Below are 14,738 nucleotides of genomic sequence, written 5' to 3' on the forward strand. Positions count from 1 at the left end.
CTCCTTCGGGTTGGTGTTGCCTGCCGCCTCAACGCTTGGTCCGGCGCCTTGCGCCGATGGCTCCGCGCTTCTTTCTGGCAGCACCGGATCTCTTCGGCCCTCCGCGCTTCTTGCGGCGGGATGCGGTAACGCGTCCGGATAGCCGCCTTCTTACCGCGCCGCTTCTCTTGCTTCCGCCGCCATTTCGGCTTCTGCGCTTTGCCTTTGCGCTTCCATGTTTGAAGCGCAAACGGCGTAAGCGGCGGCGTTTGCGGCCCTGGATCGGCGATGAAGCGGCTGGAGCAGGTTCTTCGGCGTAAGCGGCGGCTGTATCCATCGTCCCCGGGCCGCCTATGGAAGACCAGATACGCCCCTCATCCGCTTCATTTACATACAGGCGGTCCGGACGCCGTACCGCCCAGGCCAGAACCTCGGAACGAAGCCGTTCGGAGAAGGCGGCAGGTCCAAAATGAATCTCGGCCTGCTCCCTCGCAGCGGCCGATAACGAAGACGCCGCTTCCTCCGGAAGCTCTAGCAGCGCTTTGACTTGGACGGTCAGCTGCTCCCTGTTCCCCATCTCTGACAAATAGGAGCCAAAGCCGCAGGCGCCCAGCACTTCCCCGAGTCCCCCTGCTTCATAAGCGGCAGTCAGCTTTCCGTGGATCATGCCTTCAAGCGCCGTTAGGCCAAAGCCTTCCGGCATGAGGCTCGGGATCACGAGAATATCCATGGCGCAATAGGCGGCCTCGACGGATTTTTCATAAGGGATAAAGTTGAATCTGGCAAAATATTTGGTTTCGTTCAGCTTATCGAGACAGCTTTTGTAGAAGCTTCTGTCGTTCCGCTGTCCGATGACCAGGAAACGCAGGTCGGAGCGCTCCTTACACAGTTCAAGCGCGGTATCAATGAAATGTCCAAACCCCTTCTCTTCGGTCAGAAAAGAGGAGATGAAGCCGATCAGCCGGTGTCCGGGACCTACTCCCAGCTCCGACCGTTTGTCTGCCCGCAGACGGCCCCAGCGGCCCGGATGATAGTCGGACCATTCCCAGGAAGGATAGATGAGACCAAGCTTCTCTTCGGGAATCCCTCCCTGGAGCCGGGACATGACCGTTCCGGAAATCGCCATCACCCGATCACTCAGGCTGTCGATGAGCTGCAGCGCATGGCCGAAGTAAGCGGTGTGAACAATGGCTTCCGTTATATTCCAGACGACCGGAATTCCAAGCCGGGAAGCAGCAACGGCAGGAAGCACATTCACGCAGGTATTGGTCAGGATCACATCGGCCTGTTCAGCCTGGATGAGCGCTGTCAAATGCTGAAATTCAGCCGTTTCCGTCAGGTTCTCTACTACCTGCGGCAGATTTGGACCAGGGATATACATCTCATAAACAAGCGGGTAGCGGCATGGAATCGTACGGATACCGTATTGGGCAGCCCGACGTGTCAATTCTCCCGCCTGCGGAGCAACCAACACACACTGGAAATAGGCCGATAATTTCAGGGCCAGATGCAGCAGCATCTTCTCCGCCCCGGTAATGCTTTCAGTATTGCTGACATGTGAGAATAGCAGCAGCTTCGCTTGATTGGCCATAAGTTTCGTTCTTCCGCATACAATAAGGAAGAAACGATTCACCTCCTTCCTGCATAAAATCTGTTAGCCGAAGATATGCGTTAAGAGCTCATTCAGACGATGGCTGTACGTATGCTCCCGCATGGTGCGTTCCAGCGCACGCAGAACCATTTCGCGGCGCTCTGCCTCGTGTGTTAAATAAAAGTCGATTTTGGAAAGAAGTTCATCCTGTGAGGCGTAGGTGTCGATTTCCACTCCCGGCGTATAGAAGCGGGCCAGATCGTTACGGGCATCTACAAGCTGCAGAGATCCGCTGGCCGCAATTTCAAAGGTCCGGGGATTCGGGGAGACAGCAGTTATTTTCAAAGTATTGTTGTTTACGCTGTCGTCGTCATAAGAACGGTGCATATTAAGCGAGATTTTGCTGCTGCTGTATACGACTGCGGTATCTTGAGGCCCAAGCCAGGTTCCTTGTTCAATCCGGTCCGCGTAAGAACCAGCCTCTACCAGACGGTCCCACCAGATCCCATTGATCCGCATTCCCCGTTTCATCAGATCATCGATGATAGGTTGAAAGAAATGCACCCGATTCCAATAGGCGCTGCCGACAAAACTGACGGTGCGGGGTTCCGGTGCCCGGTCGCGCAGCGGACGGAAATGTCCCGGATAGACCCCGAACGGGAGATAATAAACATTGGGACAGCCCAGCTGCCGGTAATATTCCACACAGTTCAGCTCAAGGGTAAACACATAGTCATAATGCAAAGTCAGCTGGGACGTCATATCGGTATAATAAGGATCGTCTGTCAGCCATACCGCTGTAGGAATTCCCATGGCCCGGATCGCATCAATTTGGTCGGTAGGCATTTCCAGCCCGTCGAACACCATAACCAGATCAGGATGGTGTTCGGCCGCAAGCTGGGCTACCGGCTGGTTTGGCATCGCCGGGGTAACCGAGGCAGCCAGTGAACGCAGCGTTTCGACCATCCCTTCATCAAACGGCGAATACGGGAACCCTTTGCCTGAGCTGACATACATCACATGGATATTGCGCAGCGGAAATACGGTCTGGGGCTGGCTTGCAATAACATCCATGCGCCCGCGCAGATATCCCTCCTCAAACCCCGCCCGCAAACCGGCGCTTCTTCCTTCGTGTTTGGCGGTCTCAGCGGCGTGGGAGGAGTAAACCGGTACACTTTTTTTCCTTGCTCTGCTTTTCAAGCGTTGAACTTTCACCATATGTTCCACTCCTTATTTGAAATTTGCGTGTGTTACTGAATGTAAGACAGCAGAAGAGCAATTCGATCCTTATAGGAATGACGTTGTCTGGTCGTCCAAAGAGATCTCCAGGCGATTTGTGCCCGCTCTGCCTCATGACTCAGGTAATATTCGATTTTGTCACGCAGCTCCCCGGCCGAGCCATAAGTTTCGATGTCATAACCGGGACGGTAGTACTCATGCAGATCCTCGCGAATATCCGTCAGCTGCAGGGTTCCGCAGGCGGCAATTTCATAGGTTCTGGGGTTGATAGAATGCCCTGGAAGCCCCGCGGTGTTGTGATTATCCATCCCGTACTCTGCAGGGCGATGGAGATTAATGACTACTTTGGCACCGTTATAATAGAACCGGGTTTCAGTCGGATTTGCCCAGCCGTCCCTGATGAAAGGCCGAAGCAGATCATAATGGCTCAAACGGTCCCAAAAGGAGCCGACCACAACCACCTTTTTGGTAGACAGATAAGGGGCTAGCTCATCCATTAAAGCCACCCGGTTCCAGAAGCCATTGCCTATAAAACAAACATCCGACTGGTAGGAACGGGGAGTTTCAACCGGGGCGAACAGCTCAAGATCCGCGGCCAGCGGTAAATAATGCACCTCTTTGCAGCCTCCGGCCTCATAATAGGGCACACAAGATTTTTCATGAGTAAAGACATAATCAAAGTGCCGGGCAAGATCCAGGGTGAATTCGGTGAAATAAGGATCGTCCACGAACCACACGGCCGTTCGGATTCCCCAGGACCGGAGCTGATCGACGTGGGCGGCATGCTCCGGGGGGAAGACATGCAGAGCATTCAGTACCAGCACCAGATCAGGTCTCCAGCTTTGTGCGGTGTCCAGCATTTCAGCCGGTCCCGCCACAATGAATTCTGCGGCGCTTTGCTTCAGGGCTTCCGTTAATCCATGGTCGATGGACGCAAACCCCTGAGGCACATACATAATGCGCAAGGGACTTCCCGCCGGCCCTGAAGGTGTCGTCCTCTCCATGACTGCACGGCAGCCTCCAAGCCTGTAGCCCTCCATCCTGCCTTGCCGGAACGCGTTCTCTTGGGCTTGCTGATTAGATTTGTTCACGGCACACATCCTTATCTATGGGTGTTCATTAAGTCCTTATAACTATATGCGGAGGGCTAAACTCCAGGCATGGACGGCTAACCTGTGCAGTTATAAATTGGCTGATGCCCTGCTCGTCCTCCGCGGCCGCACAGCTCTTCCCGAATGGTATACTTGCGCGTTCGCTATTCCACGCAAAATAAGCCAACCCGCAGCAGCGGATTGGCTTAACCGGCAAACAAAATTCCCTACATGAATCTATTTGCGTAATCAATGAAAAAACTAGAGCAGTTTGTCAGCCGTCATTTGCATCATAATGATAGTCCCGGTATTCCTGAGGGGTACGGCCGACCGTTTTCTTGAACAGGTACGTAAAATAAGCTGTCGTCTGCAGGCCGACCTGTTCCGCAACCTCGTACACTTTAATATTCGGGTCCTGCAATAATTTGCGAGCCCGCTGAATCCGGGTTTCCTGTATAAATTCGGAGATCGTTTTGCCCATCTCGCGTTTGAACAACACGCTCAAATAGCTGGCATTCAGGCTGAACTGCTCCGCAAGCTGCTTGACCGTCCAGTTCTCCTGCAGCTGCTCTTCAATGAAGGCCGCAATCCGGCGAATGAGATTGTGCTGCTGATGATGCTGCTGGTGGTGCCGCTTCTTCTCGACCTGCATGTAGCCATCCACGTATTCGGTGATTAAGCCGATAATCTGCTCGGCACTGCCGCAGTCCAGCATCCTTCTCCACATGACCATATTGGTCTCCCCGCCTGGCTCTTCCTGCCGCTTCAGCTTCCGGATCAGCTCGCTGAGAAAGCTCATGCCGAAAGCCTGCACGTAAGAAAACGACGCCGCTTCCCGAAGCAGCAGAACATCCAGCACCCGGTTCAAATAGACGGCGACGGCGGAGGTTTCTCCCTGCTCCATCAGCTTCAGCAGGTTCGGCATTAATTCCTCGCGCAGCCGGTAGTCCTTGAATTCTTTCGGGTTGCCGCCCTCGTACCGGACGATCTGGCCGTCCGCGATCAGGCGCGCTTCGGCCATCGCAAATTTGATCTCCCTGTAGCATAAATCCACTTCCTCCCAGGAGCTCCCCGTGCGGCTGCACCCCACGGTAACAGAAGCGCCATACTGCTCTTCCATCAGACTCTGAACGAACGGCAACTGCTTCTCCACATATACCCGGTCCTGCGGGGCCGGATTCAGGTGCAGGGCCACATATTCGTCCGGAGTGACATGGGCCAGGTAAATGGCTTCCACATCGTTCAGGCTGATCTCCACCGCTTGCTTGAAGCCGGTCCCGATCAGCATCCGGTCTTTGGCTGTCTTGCCGGAGGATAAATAGGCATCCAGCGAAAACACGATCAATTGGAACCCTTCAGTGAGCTCAGGGACGTCCAGCAGGCCTTCCCAGGAAAATACGGTTTCCTGCGCGCCTTGCGTGATCAGGTCCAGCACGAAACGTTCCTTAATCAGCCTCATGCTGCCGGACACTTTCTTCTCCAGTTCGTTTGTCTGTTCGACGACTCGCCGCATTTTCTCCAGCGTGGATTGAAAAGTTTTCAGTCTGCCAGTTACCTCCTCCAGCTTCAGCGGTTTCAGTACGTAGGCCTGAGCGCCGACATGAATGGCATCCTGGACAAATTCGAATTCGTTGTAGCCGCTGATCATCAGAACCTGAAGGTGCGGATACAGCTTCCTGGCTCCGGCCACAAGCTCAATCCCGTTCATCCCGGGCATGGAAACGTCGGAGATCAGCACGTCAAAGGCTGTCTCTTTCAGCAGTTCCATCGCCTCTTCCCCGGATTCACTGGTAACGGGAGCCTCATAGCCGAGTTCCTGCCAATCGATATTGCTGACCAGTCCATACAGATTAAATGGTTCGTCATCAACAATGAGCACTTTGAGCATTCATATGACCTCCCTGCTTGCCGGCGGAGAAACCGCTACCGGAAATATGAGCGTGAACTGTGTCCAGCTACCCGCTTCGCTGTCGATCGCTAACGTTGCTTCGCTGCCGAAATAAAGCGCCAGTCTCTCCCGGATATTGCCTATTCCAAAGCCGTTGCCCTGGCCGGCACGCTCGCCGCGGCGCAGCGCCTGCAGCGTCTCTTCCGGAATTCCCTGGCCGTTGTCGTAAACCGACATGAGAATCCGGTCCGCCTCCCTGATGACGGAGATTAGGATGAGCGCATCAGGTGTCCGGATAATGGCTCCGTGCTGGTAGCAATTTTCAACGATCGGCTGAAGCACCGTCTTCACCGTATAGCAGTCCAGCGCGGATTCGTCGATTTCCCATTCGATCCGCACACGGTTCGGGTAACGGAACTGGCAGATGTCCAAATACGCTTTGACATGCTCCAGCTCATCTCGGATGCTGATCACACTGATCCGGTTGTTCAGGGTAAGCCGGTAGAAGGTCGTCAGAGCATCGATGATCCGGATCTGCTCGTGGTCTTTCACATCCAGCGCACGCCAGCGCAGCAGGCCGAGGGAATTGTAGATAAAATGCGGATTGATCTGGGCCTGAAGCGCCCTGAAGGCCTGCTCCTTCTCGGCCAGTCCCGCCTGCCGGATGTCCTCTACCAGCTTGCCAAGCCGTTCGGACATCGAGTTGAAGACGCTTTCGAGATCGCCGAGCTCATCTTTGTCCTGATGGCGGATCTTCACCTGAAATTCTCCGCGGGAAACGTCGCTCATCCGCGTGCCGAGCTTGCGGATGCGCCGCACGATATTATTTACAATCGTCATCATAAGGGAGATGGACAGCAGCAGGAATAGGACGGTGATGCCTACGATGAGCAGCAGAATGGTCCTGGATTGCCCATCCATATATTTCATATGGATTAAAGCAACGACGTGCCAGCCGGAGGACAGCGGTTTGACGATCTGCAAATCCTTGCTGCGGCTCAGGTCGAGTATCTTCCCGTCTTGTCCGCCCTGCCCTCCTTGCCGCCCTTGCTCTTCTTCTCCGGGATTCGGCCAGTCCTTCAATTGGATGCGGAGGCCGATGCTCTTCGGATCTGACGCGGCCAAAATATGATCGGAATCATCCACGATATACAAGCTGCCGGTTCCCTTAAACGGCCTGTCGAGCAGTTCGCCGAACACGGCATCGTAATTGAGCAGAATATAGACCAGGCCGAGGAGATTGCCGCCGGGTCCGATGATTTTTCGCGTAATGACGTTCTGCTTCAGATTGCCGGGCGCATTGCTCCAGCGGATCGGAGCGGATGACTTCGTCCCCTCCTCGTACCAGGAGCTTTCGTTCATGCCCGCAAGCGTCCGGTCTTCGGGACGCCACAGCAGCTGGCCGTCCTGAACCAGCGTGTCATTGTTGTGATAGATCCGGAAATCGGCAATGCCCGGCAAATATTTGCTCGTAATGAGGAACGTCCGGTCAACATAATTCACCGTGTCCACAATTTCAGGCATGTCCGTATATTCACGGCCAAGCCGTGAGATCAATTCGCCGTCCGTCGCCGTCCTTACTGCCAGCAGATCGTAGCTTTGTTTGCTGAAATCAACAATTTGCGCCGTCTGCCGCACCATTTCGTCGGCCGTCACCAAATAATTCTGTGTGAAGCTGCGAATGACGAGATAAACGGCCACGCCGCCGAGCAGCAGGGTAGGCAGCAGCAGAATTAGGACATACATAGCCAGGATTTTGCTCTGCAGGTTCATCCGGTGCATCAGTTTTATGATCATTTTCTCCAGCCACAATCTCAAGGCCGCCATCTCCCCTCGCCGGTACAGTAGTTGGGGTCTACCCGCCGTTTCGTTTCATGCCGGAAGCGGCATTCAGGCCGCATGGCCGCATTCAGCCGCAAAGGGAAGCCGCCCATTACAGGCAGCTCCCCCGGAACCTTGTTACCGAAAATAAATTAGGACTTGCTCTCCTCCTGGAACGTTTCGTTCCATTCGGCCTTAAGCTCGCTCCAATGGGCACGTTTCTCAAGCGCGGCTTGAAAGTCTTTCCATGCCGACTCAAACTTCTCGTCGCTATCCGCCATCATCAGCTTTGCTTTGTATTCTACGCGAACATTTTCAAGCTCGGGCAAATATTTTTCCCACAAGCCGCCCGGTTTGGCTTTGACCATATCGGCCGGCTCGGCCACCCGGATACCGCCCATCTTGCCGATTTCCTCGGAGAAATCGATCGTCTTCTGACGGCCCTTCGGCTCGGTGACAGCGTAATTCCACCAAGGATACCAGGCATTGCTGTAAGAGGAGAGCGCATAAAGCTCAGGTGTCGTGCTCGCCTTTTTCGCAGCGTCGCCCGAATCATGAAGCTCCTGGAATTTGGCGTCCGTATACTGCCAGGTGCCAAGCGGCTTGTCGACCCAGTCCCAGAACACGCCGGCAGGACCGCTGTCCGCCACCTGCTGCTGTTCCGGCTTCGGCTGCAGCATGTAATCCAGGAACGTGAGGATCGCGTTCAGATTTTTGGTGTTTTTGCTGATGTAAACATCATCCGCCGGGTAAGGATTGACGATCTGGTTGGCGCCGATCTGGTCCACGCCCTCCACCTTCGGATAAGGAATGGTCTCATAATACCAGGCCGGCTCCGTAGGTCCGTCCAAGACTTCCCACAGGGAAGCGTCCATGTTAAAAAATCCGCCTGCGTTCATGGCCGTGCGGCCGGTTTTGTTTTTTTCCTTGTAGCGTTCCTTTTTGTCCGTAATCGCTTCATGGTCGATGAGTCCTTCGCGGTACATTTTGTTCATCCATTTGTACGCTTCTTTATATTGCGGATCGTCATAAATAAATTGGTAGCCGTCGCCCTGCTTCTCCACCGGGATAACGCCCCCGGCGGTAGCCGTGGATACGCCGAACGTGCTCAAAATGACGCTTTCGTCGCCCGCGTCCGACAGGAAGCTGAGCGGGATGAGCTTTTTGCCCGAGGCGTCGGTCAGCTGGGAAGCCGCCTTCAGATATTTTTCCACGCCTTCGATCGTCTTGAGGTCGTCTTTGGTCATTCCTGTTTGATCCAGCACATCCTTGCGGATGAACCATCCAAGCGAAGCCCAGCCCGGCCAAGGATCATCCGGATTCTGATCAAACCAGGTCGGGATCGACCAGATATGTCCATCCGCATCTTTCATGGCATCCAGGTAAACTTTCGGAATGGAAGCGAGTCCGGGATATTTATCGGGCATATCGAAATATTGCTCTAGCGGCAGCACGCTGCCCGAACGCACCATAGCCGAATCGATCGTTTCGCTGCGGCCGAACACGGCCGCGTCATCAAAGCCGCCAGCGTTCAGCTTCAGGTTGAGCGCGGTCAAGGCATCGCCCTGCGTCGCTTCCAGCTTCACGTCAATGCCCGGCTCGTGCTCCCGCCAATACGTCTGCACCATGCTGTCGTTGTTGACCGTAATGTTCCAGCCCAGCCACAGCTTGAAGGCTTTCGAGTCGCCTCCGTCACCGGAGCTGCCTGCCTCTGTGCCTGTGTTGGAGGCCGACTGGCCGCCCGAACAGGCTGTCATGACCAGGATAAGCAAGGCTAGCGAAAACGCGCCGGCGATCCTGGATTTTTTGCCAAGCCATTTCATACGCGGTTAACCCCTTTCTGTTCCTCTTAATCTATTTGGTGTTTCCGTGTTGCCAGATAACTAGCGGAAGGTAGAATGAAACGGCTTACCCTTTCACCGAACCGATCAGCACGCCTTTGACGAAGTATCTCTGCAGAAAAGGATAGACGCACAAAATCGGAATGGCGCTGATCATCACCGTCGCCATCTTGATCGACATGAGAGTGATGTTCTCCAGCATGCTGCCTCTGGCCAAGGCCTCGATATTGTTATTGGAGCCGAGCACCGTCGAGACGTCCTGAGCGGACAACAGATGCTGAAGGAAGGTCTGAACCGGAATGAGATTTTGGTCCGAAACGAAGAAAGCCCCGGCAAACCAGTCGTTCCAATGCATGACGGCGACAAACAGGCCCAAGGCGGCCAGCATCGGCTGGGAAAGCGGCACCACGATGGAACCCAGTACCCGCAGCGGACCGGCGCCATCCAGTTCAGCCGATTCAATCAGCGCATCGGGAATGCCCTGGATAAACTTCAGCATGACGAACATATTCCAGGCCGAAAAGGCGCTCGGAATGATGTACACCCAAAATGAGTTGACCAGCGACAAATTATATAACTGAATGTAGAACGGAATAAGTCCCCCGCTGAACAGCATGGTGATGAGCACATAGCCCAGCAGCGTTCCCCGCAGCGGCAGTCCGCGGTACGAAAGTCCAAACGCGGCAAGCAGGGTGACGAGCAGCCCGGCAATTGTGCCGATAATCGTACGCAGGATCGTAATGAGATAAGCATGCCGGATCACCGCATTGCCGAGCACAACCTGAAAGTTGTACAACGTAAACTTGCGCGGCCATAAGTACACGCCGCCGTTAGCGGCGTCGCTTCCTACGTTCAGGGAGATCGCAAGCATATAGAGAAAGGGATACAGAACCGAGACGCACAGCAAACTGAGGAGCACAATGATTAGGATCTGGCCGGTACGTTCACTCGCTGATAGTTTCATCTTTTACCAGAGCCCCTCTCCGTTCAGCTTTCTGGAAATGCGGTTCGTAAACAACACGAGAAGCAGGCTGATTGCCGAAGAAAGCAGGCCGATCGCAGTTGCCGTTCCAAAGTAGCCCTGCTGCAGGCCGTTGCGCAAAATATACGTGTCCAGCACGTCCGCAACCGGCTGGTTCGCCGGATTCATCAGCGGATAAATCTGGTCCATCCCGACGGCGATCAGGCTTGGCATGCTCAGGATGAGTACGATCGAAACGGTCGGCAGGATGCCCGGAAACGTAATATGCCGCATCTGCGCCAGCCGGCCGGCGCCTTCCACCCGCGCCGCTTCGTAAAGCTGCGGGTCAATGGATGTGATGGCCGCCAGATACAGAATCGTGTTCCACCCGATCTCCTTCCACAAGCCGCTGACCACAATCATCGGCCGGAACCATTCCGTCGATCCGAGGAAAAAGATCGGCTGTCCACCAAGATTTGTGATGAACTGGTTTACAAGTCCCCCGTCCAGCGTCAGCATCGACTGCAAAATGTACGCTACAACGATCCAGGAGAAGAAATGCGGCAGATAACTGACGGACTGAACGAACCGTTTAAATCCGGTGTGCCGCACTTCGTTAATCAGCAGAGCCAGCAGAATCGGCGCCGGAAAGCCGAAAATGAATTTCAGCAGCGCGATCCAGAGCGTGTTTCTGACCACGACCCAGAACTGGTCATCCTGCAGAAAGGAGAAATTTTCAAGCCCGACCCAGGGGCTGTTCCAAATCGTAAGTCCGATGTGGAAATCTTTGAACGCTACTTGTATGCCGGCCATCGGGATGTAGCTGAATAAGAAAAGAAGGACGACGGCCGGCGCAATCATGAGATACTGCCACCGATATTTGACCACTTTTGCTAGCATGGAATCACCTCCGTGGCCTAATTATAACGGCGGGCTTGTAACCGCTACCATATAACAACGGTTGGATTATTATCGCGATGGTTGGCACTCGCGGTCCTTTTGGCGGAAAGACCGGACAGGATAACAAGACAGCCCGGAAATAGGGAAGACGGAAGGCCGGAAACCCGGCCGCCGTCTTCACATTTCCTGCTGATCATTTATTTGTACACCGTAAATCTCAGATCGCGGTTTCCTCCGCTTTCCGTGGACCAGGTGAGCCCGCCGTCCGTGGACAGCCGCTCATAACCTCCGGCGTACGTATTGTCATCGCTGTAGGCAAAACCGTACTTGTTGGTCGTTGAACCGTCCTCCAGCGTGCCGGGAGAGCGCAAAATGAAGCCATACTGTTTGTTTGTATCCAGTCCCGTCAAACGCGGATATACCGCATATGGCGCAGGCGCTCCCGGAATATTGTTCGGATTCAGCGCAGAACTGAACAGCTTTTTCACCGGATTTCCGTTTGAATCGAGTTCCACAACATCCACATAAAGCGTATCCTCCGGCACTTTACTCGCGTAACTTTCATACAGGTAAACGTCCAGCCTTGGCAGCTCCGGCTGCGTCAGCGTAAAGGTCTGCATCCGCTGCACGACGTCGCGGATGTCCGAATAGGTCCATGAAGGCGCGCCGCTGTTGTCCTGGTCGATGACAAAACCAGTATTGTCCGGCACGTCATAAGCCGCGATCTCTGCAATCGAAGGGATAAACCGGGCTTTCTCCACATACAGCCGCAGCTTCGACGTGGATACCGCAGGGAAATCGAACACGCGGTTGTCGCCGAGCGTATATTCCTTTTTTAGATCCTTGTAGGCAGAGCCGTCCCAATATTGCAGCGCATAGGTTTCAATCTGGAAACTTTGGCTGCCGGAACCGTATTCGCTGACCACGACCCGGTTCAACTCCGTGCTTTCGCCAAAGTTGACTTCGATCCATTGGTTGTCAGCTGTGCCCCCTTCCGCGCTCCAGCGGGTGGCGACATCGCCGTCCGTTACCTTCGAAGCGTCAAAACCGGCTTCTGCGGACCAGGTTGAAGAGGCGACCGCTTCTTTGCCCAGTGCCAAATTTACAGGCGGCTGCGGCAGCGCCGATTCCTCTGCCGATACCTTGACGATCATCGATTCTCCGGGCTGTAACGTGTGCGAATAGCTGCCGGAGAGCGTACCAAGCTTCGTATGGCTGTACAGCTCGGTCATGGTGTAAGCCGCGTCAGGATCAAGCCCGATATCCGCGGATGAGAACGAGACTTCAGCCGGATGGTTCATATCCCAGTTGGACAGGCCGACATAGCGGTCGCCGTTTGCATCCGTCAAATAAATCACGGCCGGAGCATGCTCCAGATGATGATAAAAGTTCGTCATCTGCACCGGCTTCGCCGCCAGACCTTTCTTGGCCAGCGCAAGAAGATCCGGATTCTGGACGATCATCTTCATCCGGTCCTCCGAAATGAACGGAACGTTATCACCAAGGAGCAGATGGCCACCGCCCATTACGACCGTCGTCGCTAGAAGTTTCGCTTCGTTCAGGGTCATGCTGTCAAACCCGTTAATGACATTTTGCGGGAACAGCATATCCGGATCATTGTAGTCATACAGCGTTCCGTTGGTCCACCAGGAAGCGGCGGTATTCAGCGCCTGCCGTTCGATTCCCGGGTAAGATTCCAGTCCGATCGTCGTATCAACGCCGGATCTTCTGCCGTGCGCGTAGCCCGATGGCATCAGCGGGGCAATCGATTCGTCGATAAAGACCGGGTGCGGAGCGCTCTCCAGCTCGTCGCGGATAATGCCCATGCCAATCCGGTACGCCTGCATCCCGTTTTTGGACGAGTCATAAAACGCTCCGTCAGTCATGCCTAAATCAATAAAATCGAGTTTGGCATAATCGAAACCCGGCGTTACGTGGTATCTGTGGATCACCCAGTGCAGGTAAGCCTGGCCCCCGGGATGCGTCGCATCAACGATATAAGTATTGATATAGGATTTGATCGGCTGGCCGCTTTCGTCCTTGAGCGCAATGTCCCTAAAGGTATAAGACGTCCCCGGCACAGTCGAATTCAAGTCGTCCCAGATCGCAAACGGCGCGGAATAGGTCCCGGCTTTCATGCCTTTCCCGTGCACATAATCGACGAACTGCTTCAGGCTCGGGTCAATGTCCTGCCCTTGGACCCCGCGATAGCAGCAGTCCAGGTTCATGTATTCATAACCACGCGATTTCAAATGATCGGCAAAATAGTCCGTCATCGCATACATGGAGTCGGCCGACGAATAGTCGTAGTAGGCATACCAGGTGTTGAAACCCGTCGGCACATCCCCCGACCAGTCCAGCGTCGGCTCCGCTACGGTATAGGCCTTCCCGAAGGTCTCAAGGCCCGTACGGTAATCGTCAAAATAACCGAGGAAAAAGGAATCGGACGACACCTCCGTCCCGCTCTGCTTTCCGCCCGAGTTGTAGACGGAGAAGCCGGTCAGCGGACCGTTCATCGTTTCCGCCTGCCCTAAATGCTGCATGCTTTTCCATTTAAACGTGGTTGCCGCCCCGGCTACAAAGCCGTGTTTGCTCCAGTTGTCAAAGACGGAAGTGACCCAATAACTCGTTCCGTTAAAAGCGGTCCATTCCTCCGAGGAGCCGGGCAGACGTTCGTAACCGTTCTGGCTGCTGCCGAAGTCGTTTACAGGAGCAACGCCGAAATCGAAGTTATTCGTGTAAGGCGTCGTGTAAATCCGCTTGTCCGCGCCTGCTCCGATATCGAGGTTAAGCGCCGCAACCGGCTCCATCAAGTCGAGGCTCTGGCTTGTGCCGCTTACGACCTTCATGTCCGCGAGCATATAAGGCAAATTCTCATAGAGTGAAAGGTTTAAAACGAGGGTCGAACCGGATGCAAGGGCGTTCGTAATCGTCAGCTTTTTCCCGTTGGATCCATAGCCATCGCTGCCGATCGAAGTCCAGGCCGCTGTTCGCGTGCCCTCGTCAAATGAACTGATGCGGCTTGTGCTGCCCGCCAGCCTGTAATCCGAGTAAAAATCCGACATAATCGTCGTATCCCCGGCTTTCAGATCCCCTTTCCCGTCGGACAAATCGTACGTCACGGTCAACAGGCCGTTATCGGCCGTAACGATGTCCCCCGTTTGGATGACGGTTACCGGCACCGGCTCGGCGGCTAATACACTCCTGTCTCCTGGCATAAAACCGCCGGTCAGCAGCACGGCTCCGACCGTGGCAAGCAGCAATCGGCGAATCCTTTTGTTCATACTGGCTATCCCTCCCGCTTAAGATTTGAAATCATTTTCCAGTGTAGTTAAAATGTAAGCGTTTTACTATTTAACGATGATTGGATTTCTTTCGTAACGGTTGGGTCTTCGCCCTGGGAGCTTGTCCAGTGGCTGGCATAGTG

The 14,738-nt window shown here is 54.5% G+C and carries 9 protein-coding genes; all 9 read right to left on the reverse strand.

Annotated elements, in window-relative coordinates; translation table 11 throughout:
• Positions 1-28: 28 nt before the first annotated feature.
• The 9 genes from CBE73_RS09310 to CBE73_RS09350 all read right to left on the reverse strand — a co-directional run bounded on the left by CBE73_RS09310 (position 29) and on the right by CBE73_RS09350 (position 14,595).
• Positions 29-1,570 carry a glycosyltransferase gene (locus tag CBE73_RS09310; protein ID WP_094093997.1) on the reverse strand — a complete coding sequence of 514 codons (1,542 nt, stop codon included), beginning with the start codon at positions 1,568-1,570 and terminating at the stop codon, positions 29-31.
• Between the two features lie 63 nt (positions 1,571-1,633).
• Positions 1,634-2,788: a CgeB family protein gene (locus tag CBE73_RS09315; protein ID WP_094093998.1), complete on the reverse strand. Its 1,155-nt coding sequence runs from the start codon at positions 2,786-2,788 to the stop codon at positions 1,634-1,636.
• 32 nt (positions 2,789-2,820) lie between these two features.
• Positions 2,821-3,909, reverse strand: a complete 1,089-nt coding sequence (locus CBE73_RS09320; RefSeq protein WP_094093999.1) for a CgeB family protein — start codon at positions 3,907-3,909, stop codon at positions 2,821-2,823.
• Between the two features lie 265 nt (positions 3,910-4,174).
• Complete coding sequence (locus CBE73_RS09325; RefSeq protein ID WP_094094000.1) at positions 4,175-5,788, reverse strand: response regulator transcription factor; 1,614 nt, start codon at positions 5,786-5,788, stop codon at positions 4,175-4,177.
• Positions 5,789-7,585, reverse strand: coding sequence for a sensor histidine kinase (locus tag CBE73_RS09330; protein WP_244905538.1), 1,797 nt, complete (start codon positions 7,583-7,585; stop codon positions 5,789-5,791).
• A 176-nt stretch (positions 7,586-7,761) separates the two neighbouring features.
• A complete protein-coding gene (locus tag CBE73_RS09335; protein WP_094094002.1) occupies positions 7,762-9,432 on the reverse strand; it encodes a type 2 periplasmic-binding domain-containing protein in 1,671 nt (556 codons plus the stop codon).
• An 85-nt stretch (positions 9,433-9,517) separates the two neighbouring features.
• Positions 9,518-10,414 carry a carbohydrate ABC transporter permease gene (locus tag CBE73_RS09340; RefSeq protein ID WP_094094003.1) on the reverse strand — a complete coding sequence of 299 codons (897 nt, stop codon included), beginning with the start codon at positions 10,412-10,414 and terminating at the stop codon, positions 9,518-9,520.
• A gap of 3 nt (positions 10,415-10,417) precedes the next feature.
• Positions 10,418-11,311, reverse strand: a complete 894-nt coding sequence (locus tag CBE73_RS09345; protein WP_094094004.1) for an ABC transporter permease — start codon at positions 11,309-11,311, stop codon at positions 10,418-10,420.
• A 197-nt stretch (positions 11,312-11,508) separates the two neighbouring features.
• Positions 11,509-14,595 carry a discoidin domain-containing protein gene (locus tag CBE73_RS09350; protein WP_094094005.1) on the reverse strand — a complete coding sequence of 1,029 codons (3,087 nt, stop codon included), beginning with the start codon at positions 14,593-14,595 and terminating at the stop codon, positions 11,509-11,511.
• Between the last annotated feature and the right edge of the window lie 143 nt (positions 14,596-14,738).

The sequence above is a fragment of the Paenibacillus physcomitrellae genome, assembly GCF_002240225.1.
In the GTDB taxonomy this organism is placed as follows: Bacteria; Bacillota; Bacilli; order Paenibacillales; family Paenibacillaceae; genus Fontibacillus; species Fontibacillus physcomitrellae.

Coding starts and splice junctions, on each gene's coding strand:
- CBE73_RS09335 (WP_094094002.1), bottom strand. CDS start 9,432: ATGAAATGGCTTGGCAAAAAATCCAGGATCGCCGGCGCGTTTTCGCTA.
- CBE73_RS09310 (WP_094093997.1), bottom strand. CDS start 1,570: ATGGCCAATCAAGCGAAGCTGCTGCTATTCTCACATGTCAGCAATACT.
- CBE73_RS09315 (WP_094093998.1), bottom strand. CDS start 2,788: ATGGTGAAAGTTCAACGCTTGAAAAGCAGAGCAAGGAAAAAAAGTGTA.
- CBE73_RS09325 (WP_094094000.1), bottom strand. CDS start 5,788: ATGCTCAAAGTGCTCATTGTTGATGACGAACCATTTAATCTGTATGGA.
- CBE73_RS09345 (WP_094094004.1), bottom strand. CDS start 11,311: ATGCTAGCAAAAGTGGTCAAATATCGGTGGCAGTATCTCATGATTGCG.
- CBE73_RS09350 (WP_094094005.1), bottom strand. CDS start 14,595: ATGAACAAAAGGATTCGCCGATTGCTGCTTGCCACGGTCGGAGCCGTG.
- CBE73_RS09320 (WP_094093999.1), bottom strand. CDS start 3,909: ATGTGTGCCGTGAACAAATCTAATCAGCAAGCCCAAGAGAACGCGTTC.
- CBE73_RS09330 (WP_244905538.1), bottom strand. CDS start 7,585: ATGATCATAAAACTGATGCACCGGATGAACCTGCAGAGCAAAATCCTG.
- CBE73_RS09340 (WP_094094003.1), bottom strand. CDS start 10,414: ATGAAACTATCAGCGAGTGAACGTACCGGCCAGATCCTAATCATTGTG.